The sequence below is a fragment of the Ruegeria halocynthiae genome (assembly GCF_000743705.1).
GTDB classification, from domain to species: Bacteria; Pseudomonadota; Alphaproteobacteria; order Rhodobacterales; family Rhodobacteraceae; genus Ruegeria; species Ruegeria halocynthiae_B.
On the sequence record NZ_JQEZ01000002.1, the window covers coordinates 543,570 to 567,118 of the forward strand.

Here is a 23,549-nt window from a genome sequence, read left to right on the forward strand (position 1 = left end):
CCCTCTGTTCAAATCATATCTTTCAAAGCTAGTCTTAATTTTATGTTATATCTTTCCTTGCGCCAGTATGAATATGTCTGTTCGATCGGGCAGCACGGCAGCCTTTCGGCTGCGGCACAGCACCTGAATGTCTCTCAACCGGCACTGTCAAACGCCCTGACGCGGGTCGAATCGCGCTTGGGTTACCCGCTGTTCGCCCGCAAACGCGGTTCGGCAATGACGCTGACACCCCAAGGCCGCAGCTTCATCGAACAGGCGGAATCGCTGTTGGTCAACGCCGCCCGCCTTGAGAACACGGATCAGACCGGATCAGGAAAAGCCCAACTGCGGCTGGGGTGCTTTGTCGATCTGGCCCCTTTCCTGCTGGCCAGAACGCTGCACCTGTTGCACGACGCAATGCCGGATGTACCCGTCTCGTACCGTGTTGACGGGTTCGAGGGGCTGATTTCCGGCCTGATTGATGGCCAGCTTGATCTGGCCCTGACCTACGGCCTGAGCATGGATGCCACGTTTACCCGGCACATCCTGTTTACCAGCACTCCGAACGCGATCCTGTCACCCGATCATCCCCTGGCCCATGCCCGGACGGTTTCATTGCAGGATCTGGCCGCCCATAAGCTGATCCTGTCAAACGAGGGGCTTTCAGCGCAACACATGCTGGGGCTTTTCCGACAGGCCGGACTGAACCCCAAAGTCGCCCACCGGGCGGCAACACTGGAGATTCAGCGCAGTCTGGCCGCACATGGCGAAGGGGTTGCCATCAGTTATGCCAGCCCTCCGATGGATATCAGCTATGACGGAATGCCCCTGCTCAGCCTGCCTGTATCGAATCCGATCGCAGCCGAACCCGTGGTTTTGGCCCGACACGGCACAGGCCCCGCTGATTCACAAACCGCCAGCGCGGAACGCGTTCTCAACCAGTTGATGACGTGAGGTAATTTACTTTTTGCGCAGCCGGATAACCACATCGACCGATGCGATTTCGACCCCTTCGGGGGCCTCGGGCAGGCGGTGAATCACCAATTGCTCAGACGGCGCATCGCTCAGGCGGCCCTCATCCTCCCAGAAGAAATGGGGGTGGTCATGGGTATTGGTGTCGAAATAGCTTTTCGATCCGTCCACCGTGATTTCCTGCAAAACGCCAGCGTCGCAGAAGGCGCGCAATGTGTTGTAAACCGTTGCCAAAGATACGGCATCGCCGTTCTTTTTAGCGGCTTCAAACAGGCTTTCCGCCGTGACATGGCGATGCCGCCCGTCCCCCACCAGCAGTTCGGCCAGGGCCACGCGCTGACGCGTCGGGCGTAATCCGGCGTGAACCAACCAATTTGTGGCTATGCTCTGGCTTTGCGGTGTCATGTATCCGAGACCTGTTTGTTGCTGACCTATATATAAGTGGTCCCACCAGGTAATTTCAAATGAAATTCATTCGCAAAGAATGTGATAAGCACAACATGATGTGGGCCGCCGCTCTTGCAGGACCTTGCAAACGGGTGCTAGACGAGGCCAGATATAACGAACGGACCCCTGGCAGGAGAGGCGGCAAGAATGGCCCAATTCCCGAGCAGCTTTGACAAGGACGATCTGCTGAAATGCGCCCGTGGCGAATTATTCGGCCCCGGAAACGCGCAATTGCCCGCCCCACCGATGCTGATGATGGACCGGATCACCGACATATCGGGCGATGGCGGCGCGCATGGCAAAGGTCACGTTTTGGCCGAATTCGACATCACTCCGGACCTTTGGTTCTTTGATTGCCACTTTCCCGGCAATCCGATCATGCCCGGCTGTCTGGGGCTGGACGGCCTGTGGCAACTGACCGGGTTCAACCTGGGCTGGCGCGGCTGGCAGGGGCGCGGCATGGCCGTCGGCGTAGGTGAGGTCAAGCTGACCGGCATGGTACGCCCGGACCGCAAGATGCTGACCTACAAGATCGACTTCAAGAAAGCGATCCAGACCCGCCGTCTGACCATGGGTGTGGCAGATGGCATCGTCGAAGCCGATGGTGAGATGATTTACGACGTCAAGGACATGAAAGTCGTTCTGTCCGAAGCCTGAGCCTGACCGGCCCGAAATAAGGAGCACGCACATGCGTCGAGTAGTTGTCACCGGTTTGGGGGTTGTCTCCTCCATCGGGAACAATGCCCAAGAGGTTCTGGCCTCACTCAAAGCCGGGAAATCCGGTATTGAGGCCAATGAACAGATGGTCGAACACGGGTTTCGCAGCCAGATCGCCGGGTCGCTGAAAATCGACGTGGCAGAGCATGTGGACAAACGCACACTGCGCTTTATGGGGCCGGGCGCGGCCTATGCGCATATCGCCATGAGCCAGGCAATCGCCGATTCCGGTCTGACCGAAGATCAGGTCGTAAACCCACGCACCGGTCTGGTGGCCGGTTCGGGCGGCCCGTCGACCAGCGCGATGCTGACGGCGCATCAGACCGTTCTGAAAAACGGCGCGACCAAGCGGATCGGGCCTTTTGCCGTTCCGAAATGCATGTGTTCGACGATTTCCGCAAACCTTGCGACAGCGTTCAAGATCAAGGGCATCAACTATTCGATCACGTCGGCCTGCTCGACCTCACTACATTGCATCGGCAATGCCGCGGAACAGATCATGCTGGGCAAGCAGGACGTCATGTTCGCCGGTGGCGGCGAAGAACTGGACTGGACGCTGTCCTGCCTGTTCGACGCGATGGGCGCGATGTCTTCGAAATACAACGACACGCCCCAGAAGGCCTCGCGCGCGTTCGATCAAAACCGCGACGGTTTCGTGATCTCGGGCGGCGGCGGAATCGTCGTTCTTGAAGATCTGGACCATGCCCTGGCCCGCGGTGCGAAAATCTATGCCGAAGTGACCGGTTACGCGGCAACGTCGGATGGCCATGACATGGTGGCGCCTTCCGGCGAAGGTGGCGAGCGCGCGATGCGTCTGGCCCTGGCAACCATGCCCGAAGGGCGCAAGGTTGACTATATCAACGCTCACGGCACCTCGACCCCGGTCGGAGATGTGGGCGAAGTCGAGGCCGTTCGCCGTATTTTCGGCGAGGGCAGCGTCCCGCCGATTTCATCGACCAAGTCGATGACCGGCCACGCACAAGGCGCGGCAGGTGCGCTTGAGACGATTTTCTGTCTGCTGATGTTGCATCATGACTTCATTACGCCGTCAATCAATGTCGACACGCTTGCCGAAGGCATCCAGCCCGGTGAAATTGCAACGCAAGTTGTTGAAAATGCAGGTTTGGACAGTGTCATGACCAACAGCTTCGGCTTTGGTGGCACAAACGGGTCCATGGTTCTGTCCAAGTATAACGGGTGAAAATGATGTCGGATCTTCTTAAGGGCAAGCGCGGCCTGATCATGGGCGTGGCCAATGACCGCTCGATTGCGTGGGGTATTGCCAAAGCCATGCATGAGGCCGGTGCCGAGCTGGCATTCACCTATCAGGGTGAGGCATTCGGCAAACGGCTTGAGCCGCTGGCCGAAAGCCTTGGCAGCGATTTCATGGTAGATGCAGATGTCACAGACGACGCCTCGCTGGATCGCGCGTTCGAGGAACTGGGCGCGCGCTGGCCGACGATTGACTTCGTGGTTCACGCCATCGCCTATTCGGACAAGTCCGAACTGACAGGCCGGTTTCTGAACACCACCCGGGCGAACTTCAAACACTCAATGGACGTCTCAGCCTATTCCTTTATCGAGGTCGCCCGCCGGGCCTATCCTCTGATGAAGGACAACGGTGGCACCCTGATGACAATGACCTATCAGGGGTCGAACCGGGTTGTGCCGAACTACAATGTCATGGGTGTGGCAAAGGCCGCGCTGGAATCGGCCACGCGCTATCTGGCCAATGATCTTGGCCCCGAAGGCATCCGCGTCAATGCGATCTCGCCCGGGCCCATGAAAACGCTGGCGGGTGCAGCCATTGGTGGCGCGCGCAAGACCTATAAGTTCTGCGATCAGAACGCCCCGATGCGCTCGAACGCCACGCTTGAGGCAGTCGGCGGAACAGCGGTTTACCTTGCCTCTGACGCAGGTGCGTGCACGTCGGGTGAAATCATCCGGGTCGATGGCGGCTTTCACGTTCTGGGTATGCCGCAGCCTGACGCTATGTGACCATTTCTTTCCCTGCCGGTGCCAAGATTTGACCATCTTTCACCGGCAGGGATAACGGTATGAGCAAAGCTGACCAAATCATCGCAAGCAATACGCGCGCTGCCCGACGCAAATCGGGCTTTCTGGGCCAACGTGGCCGGATCGCGTTACTGACCCTGACCATTCTGTTGATCCTGTTTGTGTTTTTCACACAACCAGATGTGCGTACGGCCCTTGAATCCAAGGTCAGCCTGTTTTCAGGCTAACCCGGCTTTTGGCATCGGGTCCGTCAGTTGACGGATACGACCTCAATCTCGAAAATCAGATCCTGCCCCGCCAACGGGTGGTTTGCATCCAATGTGACTGTTGCGTCATTCGCTTCGATCACAGTCACCGGCATGGCCTGCCCGTCCGGCGTTTGCATCTGCAACTGGGTGCCGGGCTCAAGCGGGATGTCGTCGGGAATGCCTTCGCGCGGAATATCCTGACGCATTGCCGGGTTGATCGGACCATAAGCATCCTGACAGGCAATCTCGACCCGCTTTTTTTCACCAGCACCCAGGCCCGGCATGGCCGAATCCAATCCGGGGATGATCTGGCCAGAGCCGACCACGAATTCCAGCGGATCGCGTCCCTCGGAACTGTCGAAAACCTTCCCGTCCAGCAGGGTCCCGGTATAGTGGATGCGAACCGTGTCGCCTTGTTTGATTGCCGTCATTTGTGGCCTCCGACCTTAGGGAAAATAAAGGCCCGAGCGTAGGGGATGACACGGTATTGTAAACCCATAGCCCTTTTTCCCCCGCGTCTCTTGTGCCAACCTGCGCCCAACCGTTGGAGGGGAGAATTCATGCAAATCACAACTTGCGTTTTCGATGCATATGGCACGCTGTTCGACGTCGCCGCCGCCGCACGTCAAGCCGCAGCCGAACCCGGCTTTGAGGCCCTGCAAAACAAATGGCCGGAACTGGCCAATCATTGGCGGCTGAAACAGCTGCAATACACATGGCTTCGGGCGGTGACAGATGCCCACACGGACTTTTGGGACGTGACGCAAGACGGGCTGGACTGGGCGCTTGAGGCTACCGGGCTGGACGGCGATGCAGCCCTGCGCCAGCGCCTGCTGGATCTGTATTGGGAATTGCAGGCCTACCCCGAGGTGCCCGAAATGCTGGCTGCCCTGAAAGCCGGTGGCCTGCAAACGGCGATTTTGTCGAACGGGTCCCTGCCGATGCTGGATGGGGCGGTGCAATCCGCAGGTATCGGCGCGCTGTTGGATGATGTGCTTTCGGTCGAAAGCGTCGGCGTCTTCAAACCACATTCCCGCGTCTATGATCTGGTGCAGCAACGGTTCGGCTGCGCCCGCGACGAGGTTCTGTTCGTCAGCTCGAACGGTTGGGATGCGGCGGGGGCCAGCGGATATGGCTTCACCACCACTTGGGTCAACCGCGCGGGTGAACCGGTGGAGCGTTTGCCGTGGAAACCCGCCCAAATCCTGACCGATCTGACCACCATCCCCAAAATCGCGGGTCTTTGATGGCGTTTTTCACGACATCCGATTCCAAACGCATTTACTATCAGGATACCGGGTCCGGTATCGCGGTGCTTTGTCTGGCCGGGCTGACACGCAACAGCCAGGATTTCTCGTTTCTGGCGCCACATGTTGCCGATCTGCGCATGATTGCGATGGATTACCGCGGCCGTGGACAATCCGATTACGACCCCGATTTCACGAATTACAACATCATTCGCGAATCCCAGGATGCGATTGAATTGCTGGACCATTTGGGATTAGAGCGCGCGGTGGTTCTTGGCACCTCGCGCGGCGGTCTGATCGCGATGGCGCTGGCCACCAGCCACCCCGAACGGTTGTCCGGCGCGATCCTGAATGATGTGGGGCCGGTGATCGACCCTGCGGGCATAGCCAAGATCATGGACTATGTCGGCAACCAACCGGTATCCAGAACCTATGAAGACGCCGCAAAAGCCCTGCAACACGTGATGGGGCCTCAATTCCCCGGCGTTTCGCTCGACAGATGGCGGCTGCAGGCGGAAATCCAGTATGATCAAACGGATTATGGTCTGACCTTACGCTATGACCCGGCCTTGCGCACTGCGCTTTTGGAACAGGCCGCCGCCGGACCTGTTCCAGACATGTGGCCCTTTTTTGAGGCGTTGCGGGATATCCCCACAGGCGTCATTCGCGGCCAGAATTCGGATATTCTAAGCAATGAAACGCTGACCGAAATGCACGACCGCCACCCCGATCTTATGTCTGCCCAGGTGCCCGACCGTGGGCACGTCCCGTTTCTGGACGAGCCGCAATCGCTGACCCTTATTCGCAAGGTATTGGACACCGTATGAGCACATTGGAATTGATCGAAGCCGCCGCAACCCGGTTGCAGGGCCATGTCCGGGAAACGCCGATTCTGACCTCGCCTTTTCTGGACGAATTGGCGGGGCGCCGGGTGCTGGTGAAACCGGAATGCCTGCAACACACGGGCAGCTTCAAGTTTCGCGGCGCGTGGTCGGCGATTTCGGCGCTTGAAGGCGCGCAACGGCAACGCGGCGTGATCGCCTATTCCTCGGGCAACCATGCGCAAGGGGTTGCGCACGCCGCGACGCTGCATGGGATATCATCGGTCATTGTCATGCCCTCGGACGCGCCACTGCTGAAGATCGCCAACACGCGCGCACTGGGGGCTGAGGTCGTCTTGTACGACCGCGCAAACGAAAGCCGTGAAGAGATCGGAGAGACCCTTGCCGCTGAACGGGGACTGACCCTGATCCGCCCTTATGACGAACCACAGGTGATCGCTGGTCAAGGCACCACAGGGCTGGAGATCGCGCGGCAAACGGCGGCCATGGGTATTGATCAGGCCGATGTTCTGATTTGCTGCGGTGGCGGCGGTCTGACATCGGGGATTGCCCTTGCGCTTGAAGGTCACGCCCCCGGTCTGCGCCCCCGCCCCTGCGAGCCTGAGGGGTTCGATGACGTCAAACGATCCTTGGCGACGGGCCAGATTCAGAACAACAACGCCGCTGCGGGCAATATCTGCGATGCCATTCTGACGCCGCAACCGGGACGGATCACCTTTCCGATCCTCAAACGGCTATGTGGCCCGGGGCTGTCTGTCACCGAAGAGGAAGCAATGCGCGCCATGGCGCAGGCGTTTCTGCGCCTGAAAATTACGTTGGAGCCGGGCGGGGCGGTATCGCTTGCCTCAGCCCTGTTTCGCAGGGATGAAATCGAAGGCGACGCGGTGATCGTTGTGGCGTCCGGGGGCAACACAGACCCCGAAGTATTTGGCAAAGCACTGGAATTCCTGACCTGACAACCTATAGATGTTCGGGCAACCTGACATTTCAGCGTGCGGCAACAAAGGACTCAGTCATGCAGATCGCAGATCTCGGTGACGTTCAGTTACATTATCGGATCGACGGCGACCCGGATGGTGCGCCGATCGTCTTTGCCAATTCGCTGGGAACCGATCTGCGCCTGTGGGATGCGATGCTGCCCTTTCTTCCGGCGGGCCTGCGGATCATCCGCTATGACAAACGCGGGCATGGCCTGTCGTCGCAACCCCCTGCGCCCTATTCAATGGGTTCGCTGGTCCGTGATGCCGAGAACCTGCTGGATCACCTAGACGTTCGGGATTGCGTCTTTGTCGGCCTGTCCATCGGCGGCCTGATCGCGCAAGGGTTGGCCGTAAAGCGCCTGGATCAGGTGCGCGCGTTGGTTCTGTCGAACACTGCGGCGAAAATTGGCACCCCTGCGATCTGGCAGGATCGGATCGATGCGATTCACAAGGATGGGATCGAAGCACTGGCCGATACAGTGATGGAGCGTTGGTTTTCCAGAAACTTCCGCAAAACTCCGGATCATTTGCTTTGGCGCAACATGATGGTGAGACAGCCCGCAGATGGATATCTGGGCTGCTGCGCCGCGATCTCAGGCACGGATTTCTATACGCCAACCAGCGGTCTGCGTCTGCCGACGCTGGGCATTGCCGGCAGCGAAGACGGCTCGACCCCGCCCGATCTGGTGCGTGAGACTGTTGAGTTGATTCCCGGCGCGCGTTTCGAACTGATGCGCAGGGCCGGTCACCTGCCCTGCGTCGAACAACCGGCGGAATACGCGGCGCTGCTGCGCAGTTTTCTGACCGATATTGCACATATTTGAAGGAGCGCGATCTTGGCTGATTTCCTGTTGATCCATGGATCGTGTCATGGTGCCTGGTGTTGGCGCGATCTGATCCCCCAGCTTGAACGCCTGGGCCATTCCGGGCGGGCGATTGACCTGCCCAGCCACGGCTCTGACCCGACACCGATTGCCGACGTCACGCTGGACAATTGCCGGGACGCAGTCTTGTCTGCGGTCTCGCCGCAGACCATTGTCGTTGGCCATTCATGGGGCGGATACCCCATTAGCGCCGCGGCAGAATCGAACCCGAATGCAATGCGCGCGCTAATCTACCTTTGCGCCTATGTTCCGCAGGACGGGCTGTCTATGGTTCAGATGCGCAGGTTGTCGCCCCGCCAAACAATTGGCGATGCGGTCGAAAAATCGGCCGACGCTCTGTCTTACTCGGTCAGGCCAGACAAGGTGCAGGAATTGTTCTATCATGATTGCCCGGCCGAAACTGTGCCTTACGCTCTGGCCCGTCTGTGTCCGCAGGCCATCGCACCGCAAGAGACCCCCCTGCCTCTGACCAGCCGCTTCACGCAAGTTCCCAAAGCATACATACGCGCCACACACGACAGAACGATCCCGACCGAATATCAGGAACAGATGAGCCACAACGCCCCCAAGGGAATGCGGCGCACGATCGACAGCTCGCACTCTCCGTTCTTTGCGCAGCCTCGAAAACTGGCTGAAATCCTGGATGATCTCGCGCGGGGGTTACCGACCCCTCAGTGACACCTGCGGCATTCGCCAACTGAACCTGCCGCTGAATTCACGACCCCACCCCGCCGTTGCATAACAACGACATACCGATGACGGTTTCCGTATTGCAGAGCGTGCCTTGCCGGGCCACCGTGATAAAAACTGGATGAGGGACATCATGCAAACCATCAAAGCCGCCGTTTGCCGGGCATTCAACGAACCTTTGATCATTGAGGATGTTCAGATCGCGCCGCCAGGCACGGGAGAGGTCGAAGTGACGCTGGATGCCGTGGCGATCTGCCACTCGGACATCTCATATGCCAACGGCGCATGGGGCGGTTACCTGCCTGCCGTGTACGGCCACGAAGCGGCTGGTGTGATCACCGCAATCGGGGAACAGGCCGGGGCGTTTCAGGTGGGCGACACGGTCGTTGTCACTCTGATCCGTGCCTGTGGGTCTTGCCCGTCCTGCGCTGGCGGTCGACCAACCATTTGCGAGACCCCATATGACACCGTTAACGGCCCGCTGCGCGCCGCAGATGGTACGCCGATTGATCAGGCAATGGCCTGTGGTGCATTTGCGGAAAAGGTGGTGGTCAGCCATCGGCAGATTGTGAAAATCCCCAAAGATATGCCGAAAGACGTGGCCAGCCTGCTGTCGTGTGGCGTGATCACCGGGGTCGGCGCAGCTGTGAACGCCGCCGATCTGCGCCCCGGACAGGATGTTGTCGTGATCGGGGCGGGCGGCGTCGGGCTGAACGCCATTCAGGGCGCGCGCATCGCCGGTGCCCGGCGGATCGTGGCCGTGGACATGACCGAAGAAAAACTGGACATCGCCATGGAATTCGGCGCGACCCACGGTGTTCTGGCCAGTTCAGACGCCCCTTGGCAGGCCGCCAACAAGGCGCTTGGGGGGCGCGGTGCTGATGCGGTTCTGATCACTGTCGGCGCGATCCCCGCTTATGATCAGGCACCACGATACCTGGGTCCGGGCGGCAAGGCGATCATGATCGGGATGCCCCACTCGGGCGATATGGCCAGTTATGAACCGGTCATCCTGGCCGCGTTGGGCCAGGGTCTTATCGGCTCAAAAATGGGGGATGTCGTCATCCAGCGGGATATCCCGTGGATGATTGACCTGTATGAACAGGGGCGGTTGAAACTGGATGAGCTGATCTCGGGCCGGTGGTCCCTGTCGCAGATCAACGAGGCGATCGAGGACACCAAGACCGGATCGGCCAAACGCAACGTGATCATCTTCGACTAAGGCCAAGGCCACCGCGCAGGAGGATACCGGATGAAACTGCAGGATCTCGATATCATCGTCACGGCACCACCCGCCCCAGGCTGGGGTGGGCGGTACTGGATTTTGGTCAAAGTCACGACCGATACCGGGATCACCGGCTGGGGTGAATGCTATGCCTCTTCCGTCGGCCCCGAGGCGATGCGCCATGTGATCCGGGATGTGTTCGAACGGCACATGCTGGGCGAAAACCCTGAAAACATCGAATTGATGTTCCGCCGCGCGTACTCCAGCGGCTTTACCCAGCGCCCGGACCTGACTGTCATGGGCGCGTTTTCGGGGCTTGAGATCGCCTGTTGGGACATTCTTGGCAAGGATCGCGATCGTCCGGTTTATGCCCTGCTGGGCGGGTTGGTGAATGAACGTATCCGCGCCTATACCTACCTCTACCCCCTGCCCCAGCACAATCTGACCGATTTCTGGACCTCGCCCGATCAGGCGGGGGAATGTGCCGCCGAAATGGTGCAGCGTGGGTTCACCGCGGTCAAATTCGACCCGGCGGGGCCCTATACCATTCGCGGTGGGCATATGCCGGCCTTGTCCGATATTTCCTTGTCGGTGGCCTTTTGCAAAGCCATCCGCGATGCAGTCGGCGACAGCGCCGATCTGCTGTTTGGCACCCACGGCCAGTTCAACACCGCAGGCGCAATCCGTTTGGGTCAGGCGCTGGAGCCCTACTCTCCGCTGTGGTTCGAAGAACCCACGCCACCGGACATGATCCAAGACATGGCCCGCGTTGCCCGCAACGTCCGCATCCCCGTGGCGACGGGCGAGCGCCTGACCACCAAGGCAGAGTTTGGCGCGGTGCTGCGCGCCGGGGCGGCCGAGATCCTGCAACCCGCCCTGGGTCGTGCCGGTGGCATCTGGGAGATGAAGAAAGTCGCGGCCATGGCCGAGGTGTTCAACGCACAGATCGCGCCGCATCTGTATGCCGGACCAGTGGAATGGGCGGCCAATATCCATCTGGCCGCGACGATCCCGAACTTGCTGCTGTTGGAAACCATCGAAACACCGTTCCACGATCGGCTGATCAAAGGGGCCTTGCGCGCCGAAGACGGGTTTGTCAGCCCCCCGACTGCCCCGGGGTTGGGGATTGAAGTGGACGAAGACCTTGCCCGCGCACATCCCTACACAGGCAACGATCTGCACCTGCAAATGCAGGAAGACCCCTGCGATTACGTCAATGGCAATGCGTTTCAGGGTGGGGCCCCCGCGACCGAGGGGTGACAAACGCACCAGCCCTAAGGCATATTGGACTGACCCCAAGTTGCAAAACAGGTCCTGCGTGACACTCAAGGAACACGAAACCCAACGTGCAAAAGCCGACAGTGTTGCGGCAATGAAAGACAGCGCCGCGCGGGCATCGGCCTTTTTGAAAACACTGGCGCACGAAGGGCGCCTGATGATCCTGTGCCATCTGGGCGAGGGTGAAAAATCGGTTGGCCAGCTAGAGGACCTGCTGCAAACCCGTCAGGCTGCGGTCAGTCAGATGCTTGCCCGCTTGCGTCAAGAGGGCCTGGTATCCACACGCCGCGAGGGCAAGACCATCTACTATTCGCTGAAGGACGGGAACACAGCCCAGGTCATCGGGCTGCTGTACGACCTATTCTGCAAACCCAACCCCTGACACCTAGTTCGAAACGTATCCTGCGATAACCTGCAACAGCTTGAAAGCCGTCGCAGCGTCGTTTTCAACAACGGCCAGAAACTCTTCTTCGCCAATCCGCAAGCAGGACAGGTCGGTTTCCGCGATCATGCTCAGCGCGCGGGGTTCTTTCCGGATCAGGCCCAGTTCACCCACCAATGCGCCGGGGCCGACCGTAGTGATCAACTGGTCCTGCGCGTCGGGCTGCGGCAGGTACAACCCGGCCTCTCCTCCCAAAACGACATAGGCGCCATCTGTCGGCTGATCATCTTTCAAAAAGACGACCTCACCCGGTTTGGCATCGAACCAGCGCGCACCAAAGGCCAGCAGGCGCAACTGTCGACGGTCGAGGCCGGAAAACAGTGGCGTCTGTTCCAGCGCGCGCAGCTTGCGGGCCAAATCCGCCGAGGCCGCGCTGTCTTCTTCGACATCCGCCGGTCTTTCATCCGAAACCACCCGGCCCTGACGGATTTCGGCGTACATATCGAACACATCCGGGTTCTCATAGTGATCGTTCAGATAGATCACTGTGGTTTCCGGCAGCAGCGCACGCAGGTTTTTATAGACCGAAACCTGTGTCGCCATGTCGTAACTTGCCAAGGCGTTTTCCAAAATCAGGATATCCGGCTTCTTGATCGTCGCCCGGGTAAAGGCCAAAGGTTCCGCAAAGACCGCAGGCAGGTTCTGACCGCCCAGCGCCACGGGAACGTCGTAAATCAGTTCGACCACCAGCGGCCGCGCGCCGTGTTCGTCCAGCACGTCAACGATCAGCTTGCGCACCTCGTCCGAGCGCGCGCCCCCGATCTGGCTGACCTTACCGAACAGGGCATTTTCCAGAACGGTCAACCCCGGCGCGAAATCATCCCTGCTCAAGGGAACAAAGACATCATGCAAGCGCTCTAACAGCTTTTCGGAATGGCTGTGGCGCAGTTCAAGAATGCGGTTCTTAAGCTCATCGGTAAAGGCGGGGCCGATCTGCTCGGCCGAGATGACAAAGGGCACCGCCAGAAGGTTGGCCAGTTGCTCATCGTTCAATCCGGCCACACCTTCGTTTCGCGTCCGTTCTACCAGTTCTACCGCGACCTCATAGGTCTGCGCCTCAAGACCCAGCTTTCGAAACAGGGGGTGGTCGGTGCCATCCAGGCCGAAAATCTGGCGCAGCATCTCAATCACGTCGCGGGTCAGGCTGACCAGAGTTTCATCCAGCCCCAGTTCGCGCAACTGCCCCAAAAAGATGGTCTGTCCGGCCAAAAGTTCCTGCGTGACTGGCACGCAAGGCGTGGCGAACAGCAAGTTTTCCGCTACCGGCAAGGCCGGGTTATAGGTGTTGCGGTCAAACACCAATGCCTGTTGATCCAACCCTGCCTTTCGCACGGCCTGCTGGACCAGAGGGCGCAGTTCCACCAGCTTTTTCGCCAGCGCCGGGTGTTTCTGTACGTTAAACACCTGTTCCGCCCCGCGTTGGAACAAGGCCGCGCCCGATCCCATACCGTCGATCAGATGCAACCACCAATCCCGCAACGCATCGGGGCTGTCCAACCCGGCTAGAGACGGATCCAGCCATTCCGCCCCAAAAGGATCGGCGCTGTTGCCTGCCCGCTGTGTCTCGGCAAACCCCGGAGCGTCACTTTCCGATGTCAGGGGTTTGAACCGCATAGGCATCATCACGTTGTCGCCCAACGTTCCCTGAAACATGACAGGGCGCGACGAGGCATAGCCGATGCGCGCGGCCACCACGCTTTGATGCAGTTCGGAAAGGTTCTGCCCTCCCACCTCGACGCGGCCAGAGCTGGGCAGGATTTCACGCGTCAGCAATTCAGCGACGGCGCGCCTGTCTTCTTCGCTGGGTGCGGCAATCCCGATGGCTTGTCCGCCTGGAAACGTCAGGTTCAGATCGTCCAGAACCTGATTACCGTCCATATCCCGGACCGAGACACGATCCAGAACAATGTCCCCATTCAAGCGTGGGCGCGTTTCGGGTTCGCCTTCCAGCAGCTTTTCGTCCTGCAACCCGGGTGGTGCGAAACGTTCGACCACCACGTCCCACCGCAGCGACATGTCCTGCGTCTGGTTGTAATAGGTCAAAAGCTCCTTCCACGGAGAGCTGAGATCCTTGTAGGCCGCCAACGCGGCAACAAGCGCCCCCAGCGACACGGACCCCTGCAAAACCAGAAGACCGCCCACCAGATAGAACATGAACGGCGTCAGCTGCGAGATGAAGTTGTTTATGAACTTCATAAAGAACTTTTTCTGGTAGATTTCGAACCGGATACCGAACAACCGCCCCAACTGGTCCGAGATCATGGCCCGGCGATAGCGCCAGCCGCCATTGGCCCGCAGTGTCGATGCCCCAGCAGCATTCTCGCCGATCTGGGCCGCCAACACACGCACCTCTTGTATGCGGCGTTTGTTCAACTGGTTGATCTGCTTTTGCAACTTGGGGATCAGCCAGGCCTGAAGCGGGATCAGCGACACGGCGGCCAGACCGAACCAGACGCTTTGCAAAAACAGAAACGACAGAATCGTGATCATTTGCCCGGCCTGCAATACCGGCTGGCTGACCGCATCCCCCATCAGCCCGCCCATCGGCTCGCTTTCGGCGGTGATCATCGACACCATCTCACCCTGGCTGACCCGTTCAAAATAGGGCTGAGGAAAGCGCAGGGCGCGATTGATCAATTGATAGCGGAACCGGCGCAGCATCCGTTCGCTCAGCACACCTTTCATGGTGTTGATGCGCATTTTCAGCAGACCATGGGCAAGCACGGCAATCAAAAATGCAACACAAAGGACAATCAGAAACGTGGTCTGCGGCATGCTGATGCCCCAGACATCAACCACGGAACTGGACGCACCAATCGCATCGTTGATGATGCGCTTAGGCAATTCCAACGTCAGGTACAGCAAAGGAAACAGCGTGGACGTGATAGCCAGCAGAATCAACTGATCACGTTTCGAGTATTTCCAAATAAACCGGAAGATCGTGCTTTCTATGGAACCTGCCCCTGTTACGGATCAACGATCCGATCATGACGAATGTGTCGCAAATCCAACAGCCTGAATTTTATGCATACATGCCCCTAGACGCAAATAGTTTCCAACCTGATCATATAATTGCCGAGTGTGAACAAGTTCATTTGCGCGACATGATTTTAGCCCCTAAAGTTCGTTTTGGGACGATATCGGGAGGATAAATTTGCCTGCCAATCTAGGCGCTGTGTTTTTGATGCTCTGCTTATTGCAGATCAAACATATGTTTGCGGACTTCTACCTCCAGACACCCAAGATGTTGTCCGGTCGCGGAGAGTATTTTCATTGGGGACGCGCGCAACATGCCGGTGTGCATGTTGTGGGGTCCGTGCTTGTGTTTCTGATCTTTGGCGCGCCCTGGTCGTTCATTTTGATTATTGCAGCGCTCGAATGGATCGTTCATTTCAATATCGACTTTGCCAAGGCCAGCTATTCGGACAAGAAACAACTGGTACCGACCCAGGCCGCGTTCTGGCGCGCTGCTGGATTGGATCAGTGCATGCACAACCTGACCTATGTCGCCATGGTCTGGGCCTGGGTTACTTTCGCCACCTGATCTGGTTTTTTTGTTAAACCACTTGTTCTAACGCAATTGGCCGGTAAGCCTTTAGCCATTGCTGATCCAACGCGTCCAGATTGGTGGTGTCGAACTTGTCTGCGACCTCCCAATACCGGCCGGACGGCACGTGGTAGCCCAGCGCCTTCTCTGCCTGCAGTACTGCGGTCATATCATCAACTGGGGGTAATTCAGCATCTGACAGGTTGTCTGATGTCACAGAAGGAAACAGCAAACGGCTTTCCCCTTGTGACAGCCTGACGACCCGACACCCCTGGGCTGCGCCAAACAGGGCCAGACGCGCCGACTTGGCCTCAAGCGATCGCAGGGTGATATCCGCGCGCAAGGGGTCTGCCGCCCCGGTCCCGTAAAAATGAGTATGTCCGGTTCCGGGATAGACCATATCACAGCCCCCAAAAGCCAGTACCGCAGGCCGCAATTCCGCAAGTGCCCAATACCCCGCCGTGAATGCCATCGTGCCGCCAGCATAGACAAACCCGCCGAAACTGTTCTGCGCCGGTACATAGTCTGCTGCGGTGACAATCCGCTGGCCGACACCGATCCGATCCGGTTGATTTTTTTCCGGAAAGTCTTCGGGGTGTATCAGCACGTCCCAATCCGGGCGAATACGCCAGGCATTGTTGATCGCAACAATGTGGCTAAACGGCTCGCGCGGCCACGTTTTTGCAGCCAACGCGCTTGGGGCGCTGCCCAGTATCAGCACTCGGTTCGCAGGTTCGGTCATCCGGGGTTCCGTTGTCGGTTCCCCGAAACTCTAGAGTGTTTTCGCACTCAGGCTAGCCCAGAACCGAAAAACTGCTTTCTTCATTGATTGGACGCTTGCGAGAATAGAACCCGACATTTATCGCCCGTTGGATATAGGGCAATTGGAACTGCAATGGCTGGGTGTCATGATCGGCCCCACCTTCGCAATAGTCGATCAGCGCGGTCATCATCTTACCCGCAATCGGCGCGTTCTTGTATTGGTTTCCGCTGGTTCCACAGGCCATGTAGAACCCCGGCAGGTTGGATTTGTCATAGATCGGAATCCAATCGGTCGAGGCGTCATACAGGTCGACAACCCCGCGCGTTTTCGACGGGATGCCAAGGCTTGGCACCCGCTGGGCATAGCGCATCGCTTGCGTGGTCCACTGATCGGTGAAATCGCGATTGTAATGCACGTCATCCTCGCACCACTGATGCGGATCACATTCCGGGTCTTCCGACCCGACCAGAATATGATTCCCGTGTTCGGGGCGGCAGTAACAGGCAATGTCGCTGTCCGAAACGATGGTGCCGTCATTTTCGAAATCGAACCCTTCCGGTGCGGGAACATGCACCACTTCCTGCCGCAGGGGGCGGGTTTCGATGGTCATGTCATCCAGAACGCCCGCCAGCCTGTTGATGATGGCCGATCCCGGCCCCGCAACGTTGACCACAACCTTGGCGCGGATTTCCTCGCCCGAGGCCAGCTTGACCCCAGCCGCGCGCCCGCCTTCGGTCAGGACCTCGACCACTTCGGCCCCGGTGCGCACTTCGGCACCATGCTGTTTGGCGGCATCCATGAGGTTCTGCGCCGACAACGCCGGGTCGGTGACGTAGCCCGCCTGCGGCCAGAACACGCCGCCCTGCATCTTGCGCCCGTTGGGTTGACCGAACTCGGGGTCATCCATACGGCGCGCAGGTGCAAAGCTGTCCTGCGAATAGACCGGCAGACGCTCGGTCACCTTCTCGGGCGACCATTCCTCGAACGGGCAATCCAGATCGGCGCTGTTCTTCATGTGCTTTTCCAGCATCCCGTTGGCATCGGTCTTCATCACAAGACAACCGGTCTCGCGGAATTGCGCCAGATTGGCATTGTCGGGCAAGCCCAGATACGCGGCCCAATCGCGCCAGTAATGATAGCCTTCCCACGCAAACGCGGTGCCATCGAAGGTCGAATAATGCATCCGAATGATCGCGCAGGACCCCGCGGTCGAGCCATGGCCGACCTGGCTGTTGCGGTCCAGCGACAAGGTCTTCCATCCGGCCTTGGACATTTCAAAGGCAATGGCAGCGCCGATGACGCCGGTGCCGATGATGATTGCATCTGGTTGGCTCATTCTGTGTCTCCCTCCCAAAAGCGCCTGGAATATGCGCTGAATTCCTCGACTTCCTCGGGGCGCGGTTCGACCCCGGTGAAGACGTAAAGGTAATGCGGCACCATCGACAGACGGGTTGCCATAGGCTCGTTCAACTGCGCCAGATCATATCCGATCTGCATGTAATACAGCACCCGGGCACGGGTTTCGGCCTCAACGTCGGCATAGCCATGGCGCGCGAACATCGCGTGCAGGGCGGCAAGCCGCCGCGCGTCCGACTGATCCAGCATCCGCCGCACCTTGCCGGACCGCCGCGCCCAGTCCCGGACCGCAAAATCCAGCGCCGTATCGAACAGCGCGGTATTCACGACACATCGGTGCACATTGCAGACAGCGGCGGTAATCGTGTCAGCCGGTGCTTCGGCCTGTGCGATCAGGGCCGCCGTATTGGTGGCCTGCCACTGCGACAGCAGCGCATCCAGCAACTCTTGCCGCGATTTGAAATACCAATAGAACGAGGACCGCGACACCGCCATCCGCTCGGCCAGGTTCAGAACCTTGATCTGGTCCACCCCGTCCGAGATCAGCACATCCATCGCCACGTTCAGCCAATCGTCACGCGTGACCTTGATGTTGCCGGTCAGGGGTTCGGCCTTTGGATCATCCCTGTGCAGGATCGGTTTGGTTTTCATTCAACTCTCCGGCGGTGCACCGCCCTCGGCAGTACGACGGGCGATAAAGTCCTGCAAGGCATCCAGCTTGTCACTGCCCCCGGCCGGCGCTTTGAAATCGTTCAGAATGGATTTCCACACGCCCGTTGCCCGGTGATTGGTATCGACCGAGCCGCGTTCGGCCCAGGTGCCGAAATTTGCGTAATCATGCACGTGGGGCTGGTAGAATTCGGTGTTGTAACGCTGCATCGTCTGGCTGGAGGCAAAGAAATGGCCGCTGGGTTCAACCTCGCGCAGGGCGGAGTCAAAGCCGATCTCGTCGGTTCCGGCCTGCGCCCCGGCGCAGAGTTCCGCGACCATGTTCAGCACCTCGGCATCGCAGATCAGTTTCTCGAAGGAAACGGTCAGCCCACCCTCAAGCCACCCGGCCGAATGGATGATCACCGTGGCCCCGGCCATCAGACAGCCCCACAGGCCAAACTGATTTTCATTGGCGGCCTGCACGTCATTTGTGGCAGAGGCTGAACCCGCCGCCGACCGCCATGGCAGACCCAGGTGCCGCGCCAGCTGCCCTGCCGCCAGCGACGCCTGAAAATGCGACGGCGTGCCAAAGGCAGGCGCGCCCGATTTCATGTCTACGTTGCTGGTGAAGGTTCCATAGCACACCGGAGCGCCGGGGTTGGTCAGCTGCGTCAGGGTCAGGGCCGCCAGCGCCTCGGCATGGGACAGGGTGATCGCGCCTGCCACGGTAATCGGTGCCATCGCCCCCATCAGGGTAAACGGCGTGATGATTGACATCTGACCGTGGCGGGCAAAGTCGATCAGCCCCTGCGCCATCGGAATGTCCAGCGTACGGGGGCTGTTGGTGTTGATGATCGTATAACAATGGGGATTGGCGCGGAATGCGTCATCCGACAGCCCGCGGGCAGTAGACAGCATCTCAAAGCAATCCATCACCTGCGGCGTCCCGCGCGAGAAGAAGAACGGAAATTTATCCGTCAGCTCCATCTGCGCCTGCGTCGTGAAATAGTGGCGCACGTGGGTCGGGACATCCTGCGGTTCGACCTGGGGTGAGATCATCTGGAAAACGTCGAAGTGATGCGTGAGCTTCAGAAAATCCAGATAATCCTGCCCCGTTGCCGGGCGCCGCCCACGCTCCAGATCGGTGGCGTTCGGGGCCCCTGCCCCCGGTTGGAACACCAGACTGCCCAGCTCCAGCGTGAAATCGCGCCGCCGCGCACCGGCGCGGCATGCGATGGATTTCGGGGCCGAGGCGACCGCCGCCTCGACAATGTCGCACCCGATAAAGACCATTTCGCTGTCTTCATCCACCCGCGCGCCCGCCTTGGCATAGATGCGCCGCGCTTCGGGCAGCAGCACCTTGATCCCCAGCTCCTGCAATAGGTGCAGGGCGGTTTCGTGCATGTCGGCGATCTGATCCGCCGGAAACACCTCCATCAGCGGAAACGGGTTGCGCAGCTGGCGATAGTTCACATCACGGCTGACCGGTGGCGCGGCTTCTGCGCCGCGCCCGCGTCGTCGACGTCCACGTTCCGGTACGGTCATGGTCAGCCTCTCATCGCTTTGCCCTGCGGATCATAAGGCGACGCCGCTATGACACGCGCGGGTCGTTCGACGCCCACCACATGCACCGACAGTTCCGTCCCCGGTTCGGCCTTGTCGCGATTCACCAGCGCCATGGCCAGCGATTTGCCGGTATAATGCCCATAACCGCCCGAGGTCACGAACCCGACGCGGTCTTCGCCCGCCCAGACCGGTTCATACCCGCTGGCGTCGGCATCCAGCGCGTCCACCTCAAGCGTCACCTGAACCTGGGCCGGGCCGTTGCCATCGCGTTCGGCCACGGCGGCCTCTTTGCCGATGAAATCCTTATCCCAGTCGACCCAGCGATACATTCCGGTCATGCCCGGTGTGTAAGCTTGGGTAAATTCCGCCGACCAGATGCCAAAGCTTTTTTCCAGCCGGGTCGAGAGCATCGCGTTGAACCCGCACTCGCGAATTTCGTCTTCGGCCCCGGCCTCCAACAACATCCGGCGCAGCTTGATGTGATCGCCATAGCGGCAGTTGATCTCATACCCTTTTTCGCCTGTCACAGACATGCGAGCGACGCGGGCGCGGACAAGGCCGATATCGAAATCGCCACAGCCCATGAATTTCAGGCCCGAGATATCCTGTTCCGCCAGCTTTTCGACCACCGCCTGCGATTTCGGGCCGACCACAGCGAAACCGCAATATTCCTCGCCCAGATCGCGGATGCTGACGCCATCCATCATGTGATCGTCAAACCACCGCATATGCCAGGCGCGCAGGTAATAGCTGCCCATGATCCACCATGTCCCGTCGCCCCAGTTCAAAACGGTCAGATCCCCCTTGAGCCGCCCGTTTTCACCCAGCATCGGGGCCAGTTTCGCCCGACCCGGCGCAGGCAGTTTTGAGGCCATCACCTTGTCCAGCCAGGCCTGCGCATTCGGCCCCGTCACCTCAAACCGGGAAAAGCCCGTGATATCCATCAGGCCAACACCCTCGCGGATCACCTTGCATTCCTCAGCCACGATGTCATGCGCGTTTGAGCGTTTGAGCGTTGGCGTTTCCTCGAACCCCTTCGGCGCAAAATACAGCGGCACCTCAAGATCCCAGCTGACACCCCATTTGCAGCCTGCCTCAGCCATCGCGTCATGGGCCGGGGCCATCTTCAGCGGGCGACCGGCTGGCAGTTGTTCGTTCGGATAGGTCATCACGAACCGGCGGGAATAGAATTGACCAGTGGTTTCGCGAATATAGCGCTTGTTCTGCGCAAAGTCGCCGTATCGCGCCACGTCCATCGGCCAGGCGTCGGCCTCAGGCTCACCATGGATCATCCACTCGGCCAGGGTTTTGCCGACCCCGCCGCCTTGCAGGAATCCGGCCATCACCGCGCAGGCCGACCAATAGCCGCGCTTACCCGGCACCGGACCGACCAGCGGATTACCATCGGGCGAGAAGGTAAACGCGCCGTTCACCCAGGTTTTGATGCCGACGTTCTGGATCGAGGGATAGCGCTCAAATCCCAGCGTCAGTTCGTTTTCGATCCGGTCAAGCTGCTCCTGAAACAGCTCCTCGCCATAGGTCCACGGCGCGCCGTCCATGGCCCAATGTTCATGGTCGACCTCATAGATGCCGACCAGAACGCCCTTCTGATCCTGCCGCATATAGGTGAAGCCTTCGAGGTCGACGGTCATCGGCATCTCGAAATCAGCGGCGGCCACTTCGGGAATGGAATCGGTAATCAGATAGTGGTGTTTCAGCGGCGAGACCGGCAGTTCGATCCCCGCCATACGCCCGACCTGTTTGGCCCAAAGACCGGCCGCGTTGACCACATGTTCGCAGGTGATCGTGCCCTTGTCGGTCACTACCTGCCAGCCATCATCGGTCTGGATCAGTTCCTCGACCTTGGTTTCCTCGTAATATTCCGCACCGCGTTTCCTGGCGGCGGTGGCGTAAGCCTGCACCGTGCCGGTCGTGTCGATATACCCTTCGCGATCGGCCCACATCGCGCCCAGCACGCCGTCAGTGGACATGATCGGACAGCGTTTTTGTGCCTCTTGCGGGGTCAGCAGTTCGCAATCGTCGATGCCGATGGACTGAAAGATACGGTAGTTCGCCTGCAACCACTCCCACCGTTCGGGCGTACCGGCCAGTGTCAGCCCGCCAGTCATGTGCAAGCCGATGTTCTGACCGGATTCCTTTTCAATCTCGCTGAGCAGGTCGATGGTATAGGCCTGCAAGGACGCCATGTTCGGGTCGGCGTTCAGCGCGTGAATGCCCCCCGCCGCGTGCCAGGATGAACCCGACGCCAGCCGCCGCCGTTCCAACATGACCACATCCGACCAGCCGAACTTGGCCAGATGATACAGAACCGAGGCTCCCACAACGCCGCCCCCGATGACCACGACACGATACTGAGATTTCATCCTGCCCTCCCCTGCATGACGTGCAAAGGACGCTAGATGCACTGTTCACTTCTGTCTAGACATTTCTGTACAGTTCAGGGCGAACCGCAACCACAGGTCAATCTGCTCGTTTTAAAGGCTGGCGCTGGGCCGGGATCGGATGGTTTCGAACCACGCAAGGGTGGCGGTATTTTCCTGTGGAATCCGCGTCTTGATGACCTTGGCGAAATCGACAAACACAAAGGCTGAGATATCCGCCAGCGTAAATTCGGAACCGGCAATGAACCGGCTTTCCGACAGCCGGGCTTCCAGCAAGTCAAAAAACTGGGCGACCCGTACCGTTCCCCGTTGCGCCAGTTCCGGGATCTGCGCGTGATTCACCGTCCCCGGAATCGCCCTGTCGGCAAATGCCGGGTGTGTGTTGCGCAAGGTTTCGGCAATTGGCGCGCCTCCCTGTTGCTCGACAATACTGTTCCACATCAGAACCAGCCCCTTTTCATCCGATGTGCGCCCCATCAACGGCGGCTCGGGGAAGCGTGATTCGAGATAAGCGGCAATACCGAGGTTTTCAGTCAGCGCCGCCCCCTCATCGGTCACCAGAACTGGAATGGTCGCGTGTGGATTGACCGCGCGAAAGGTCTCGCTCAACTGTTCACCCTTGGCAATCGAGATATCGCGCGTTTCAATCTCCAACCCTTTTTCGGCGATGAATATGCGGGCACGGCGTGGATTTGGCGCTGTGGAACAGTCGTAAAACAACATCGGTTCGACCTTTCTGATCTGTCAGCGACGATAGATGAAACAGCGGCCCGAAACGGCCCCCGCTGGCAATGGCATCTCGGTCAGCGATTCGAAATACATCCGGTCACTGGACACCATCAATCCACCCTCGGCCAAAAGCGGTTCGATCAGGGGGGAAACGAATTTGGCAAAGGCGTCGTTCTTTTCCCGGTTATGCCCGCCCAGATCTGCGTGAATCAGGCTGGCGGTGGCCCCGAAACGTTCAACAGACGCTGGTAGGGTTTCCCGAACATCCCCCAGAATCACCCGATCTTCGGGCGGCGTCGAATCCGGATGGGATGCCACCGCGCGCTCGAACACGTAAACGGGGCGGCCCTGGATGTACTGCACCATGTGATGATAGGTGCGCCCATTGCCCAATCCCAGCTCGAACACCGGTCCGGGCATTGCGCGGGTCTGTTCGATGGCGAAGTCCAGACAGGCGCGCTGAGACACCATGCGGTCGATGAACAGGTCCAGTCGGCTTTGGTTTTCGGACACGGGGAAATCTCTCCTTGATATCAGTCAGCCTGTAAGATGAGGCCGACATCGCATT

General features: G+C 59.3%; 24 protein-coding genes. 14 read left to right on the top strand and 10 right to left on the bottom strand.

What is annotated here, in order from left to right:
- Positions 1 to 42: 42 nt before the first annotated feature.
- A complete protein-coding gene (locus JT51_RS09035; RefSeq protein WP_037310905.1) occupies positions 43 to 933 on the top strand; it encodes a LysR family transcriptional regulator in 891 nt (296 codons plus the stop codon).
- A 6-nt stretch (positions 934 to 939) separates the two neighbouring features.
- Here JT51_RS09035 and irrA read toward each other — a convergent pair whose 3' ends face one another.
- Entirely contained in the window at positions 940 to 1,356 is a 417-nt protein-coding gene (irrA, locus tag JT51_RS09040) for an iron response transcriptional regulator IrrA (protein WP_037310910.1), read from the bottom strand.
- A gap of 189 nt (positions 1,357 to 1,545) precedes the next feature.
- On the opposite strand from irrA, the gene fabA reads away from it, so the two are divergent.
- The 4 genes from fabA to JT51_RS09060 are packed head-to-tail and all read left to right on the top strand — an operon-like array spanning position 1,546 to position 4,358.
- A complete protein-coding gene (gene fabA, locus JT51_RS09045) occupies positions 1,546 to 2,055 on the top strand; it encodes a bifunctional 3-hydroxydecanoyl-ACP dehydratase/trans-2-decenoyl-ACP isomerase (RefSeq protein WP_037310912.1) in 510 nt (169 codons plus the stop codon).
- Between the two features lie 31 nt (positions 2,056 to 2,086).
- A complete protein-coding gene (gene fabB / locus JT51_RS09050) occupies positions 2,087 to 3,316 on the top strand; it encodes a beta-ketoacyl-ACP synthase I (protein ID WP_037310915.1) in 1,230 nt (409 codons plus the stop codon).
- Positions 3,317 to 3,321: 5 nt separating this feature from the next.
- Positions 3,322 to 4,113, top strand: coding sequence for an enoyl-ACP reductase FabI (locus JT51_RS09055; protein WP_037312030.1), 792 nt, complete (start codon positions 3,322 to 3,324; stop codon positions 4,111 to 4,113).
- A gap of 59 nt (positions 4,114 to 4,172) precedes the next feature.
- Positions 4,173 to 4,358 (top strand): hypothetical protein, encoded by a 186-nt coding sequence (locus tag JT51_RS09060; RefSeq protein ID WP_037310918.1) that lies wholly within the window; start codon positions 4,173 to 4,175, stop codon positions 4,356 to 4,358.
- Between the two features lie 23 nt (positions 4,359 to 4,381).
- On the opposite strand, the gene JT51_RS09065 is transcribed toward JT51_RS09060, so the two are convergent.
- Positions 4,382 to 4,810 (bottom strand): FKBP-type peptidyl-prolyl cis-trans isomerase, encoded by a 429-nt coding sequence (locus tag JT51_RS09065; RefSeq protein WP_037310920.1) that lies wholly within the window; start codon positions 4,808 to 4,810, stop codon positions 4,382 to 4,384.
- Between the two features lie 129 nt (positions 4,811 to 4,939).
- On the opposite strand from JT51_RS09065, the gene JT51_RS09070 reads away from it, so the two are divergent.
- The 8 genes from JT51_RS09070 to JT51_RS09105 all read left to right on the top strand — a co-directional run bounded on the left by JT51_RS09070 (position 4,940) and on the right by JT51_RS09105 (position 11,907).
- A complete protein-coding gene (locus tag JT51_RS09070) occupies positions 4,940 to 5,626 on the top strand; it encodes a haloacid dehalogenase type II (protein WP_037310923.1) in 687 nt (228 codons plus the stop codon).
- The gene (locus JT51_RS09075; RefSeq protein ID WP_037310926.1) at positions 5,626 to 6,453 is read left to right on the top strand and encodes an alpha/beta fold hydrolase; all 828 of its coding nucleotides are present in this window, start codon (positions 5,626 to 5,628) and stop codon (positions 6,451 to 6,453) included. Before JT51_RS09070 ends, JT51_RS09075 begins: the two co-directional genes overlap by 1 nt.
- Positions 6,450 to 7,424: a threonine ammonia-lyase gene (locus tag JT51_RS09080; RefSeq protein WP_037310929.1), complete on the top strand. Its 975-nt coding sequence runs from the start codon at positions 6,450 to 6,452 to the stop codon at positions 7,422 to 7,424. Before JT51_RS09075 ends, JT51_RS09080 begins: the two co-directional genes overlap by 4 nt.
- A gap of 59 nt (positions 7,425 to 7,483) precedes the next feature.
- On the top strand, positions 7,484 to 8,272 hold the full coding sequence (gene pcaD, locus JT51_RS09085) for a 3-oxoadipate enol-lactonase (RefSeq protein WP_037310932.1): 789 nt from the start codon (positions 7,484 to 7,486) through the stop codon (positions 8,270 to 8,272).
- Between the two features lie 12 nt (positions 8,273 to 8,284).
- Entirely contained in the window at positions 8,285 to 9,010 is a 726-nt protein-coding gene (locus tag JT51_RS09090; protein ID WP_037310935.1) for an alpha/beta fold hydrolase, read from the top strand.
- 145 nt (positions 9,011 to 9,155) lie between these two features.
- Positions 9,156 to 10,244, top strand: coding sequence for a Zn-dependent alcohol dehydrogenase (locus JT51_RS09095; protein WP_037312034.1), 1,089 nt, complete (start codon positions 9,156 to 9,158; stop codon positions 10,242 to 10,244).
- 30 nt (positions 10,245 to 10,274) lie between these two features.
- A complete protein-coding gene (locus JT51_RS09100; RefSeq protein ID WP_037310938.1) occupies positions 10,275 to 11,507 on the top strand; it encodes a mandelate racemase/muconate lactonizing enzyme family protein in 1,233 nt (410 codons plus the stop codon).
- Positions 11,508 to 11,619: 112 nt separating this feature from the next.
- Positions 11,620 to 11,907, top strand: a complete 288-nt coding sequence (locus JT51_RS09105) for an ArsR/SmtB family transcription factor (protein ID WP_037312037.1) — start codon at positions 11,620 to 11,622, stop codon at positions 11,905 to 11,907.
- 3 nt (positions 11,908 to 11,910) lie between these two features.
- Here JT51_RS09105 and JT51_RS09110 read toward each other — a convergent pair whose 3' ends face one another.
- The gene (locus JT51_RS09110; protein ID WP_081894640.1) at positions 11,911 to 14,907 is read right to left on the bottom strand and encodes an ABC transporter transmembrane domain-containing protein; all 2,997 of its coding nucleotides are present in this window, start codon (positions 14,905 to 14,907) and stop codon (positions 11,911 to 11,913) included.
- Between the two features lie 244 nt (positions 14,908 to 15,151).
- Between JT51_RS09110 and JT51_RS09115 the strand changes: the two genes are divergently transcribed.
- Positions 15,152 to 15,511, top strand: coding sequence for a DUF3307 domain-containing protein (locus JT51_RS09115; RefSeq protein WP_037310943.1), 360 nt, complete (start codon positions 15,152 to 15,154; stop codon positions 15,509 to 15,511).
- Between the two features lie 13 nt (positions 15,512 to 15,524).
- On the opposite strand, the gene JT51_RS09120 is transcribed toward JT51_RS09115, so the two are convergent.
- The 7 genes from JT51_RS09120 to JT51_RS09150 all read right to left on the bottom strand — a co-directional run bounded on the left by JT51_RS09120 (position 15,525) and on the right by JT51_RS09150 (position 23,494).
- Positions 15,525 to 16,256 (bottom strand): hypothetical protein, encoded by a 732-nt coding sequence (locus tag JT51_RS09120; protein WP_037310946.1) that lies wholly within the window; start codon positions 16,254 to 16,256, stop codon positions 15,525 to 15,527.
- Between the two features lie 52 nt (positions 16,257 to 16,308).
- The gene (locus JT51_RS09125) at positions 16,309 to 17,613 is read right to left on the bottom strand and encodes an NAD(P)/FAD-dependent oxidoreductase (RefSeq protein ID WP_037310949.1); all 1,305 of its coding nucleotides are present in this window, start codon (positions 17,611 to 17,613) and stop codon (positions 16,309 to 16,311) included.
- Positions 17,610 to 18,284, bottom strand: coding sequence for a TetR/AcrR family transcriptional regulator (locus tag JT51_RS09130; protein ID WP_037310952.1), 675 nt, complete (start codon positions 18,282 to 18,284; stop codon positions 17,610 to 17,612). The genes JT51_RS09125 and JT51_RS09130 overlap by 4 nt, the downstream gene beginning before the upstream one ends.
- Entirely contained in the window at positions 18,285 to 19,829 is a 1,545-nt protein-coding gene (locus JT51_RS09135; RefSeq protein WP_037310955.1) for a trimethylamine methyltransferase family protein, read from the bottom strand.
- 2 nt (positions 19,830 to 19,831) lie between these two features.
- Positions 19,832 to 22,234 (bottom strand): GcvT family protein, encoded by a 2,403-nt coding sequence (locus JT51_RS09140; RefSeq protein ID WP_037310959.1) that lies wholly within the window; start codon positions 22,232 to 22,234, stop codon positions 19,832 to 19,834.
- 111 nt (positions 22,235 to 22,345) lie between these two features.
- On the bottom strand, positions 22,346 to 22,975 hold the full coding sequence (locus JT51_RS09145) for a glutathione S-transferase family protein (protein WP_037310962.1): 630 nt from the start codon (positions 22,973 to 22,975) through the stop codon (positions 22,346 to 22,348).
- A 21-nt stretch (positions 22,976 to 22,996) separates the two neighbouring features.
- Entirely contained in the window at positions 22,997 to 23,494 is a 498-nt protein-coding gene (locus tag JT51_RS09150; RefSeq protein ID WP_037310966.1) for a class I SAM-dependent methyltransferase, read from the bottom strand.
- Positions 23,495 to 23,549 lie beyond the last annotated feature (55 nt).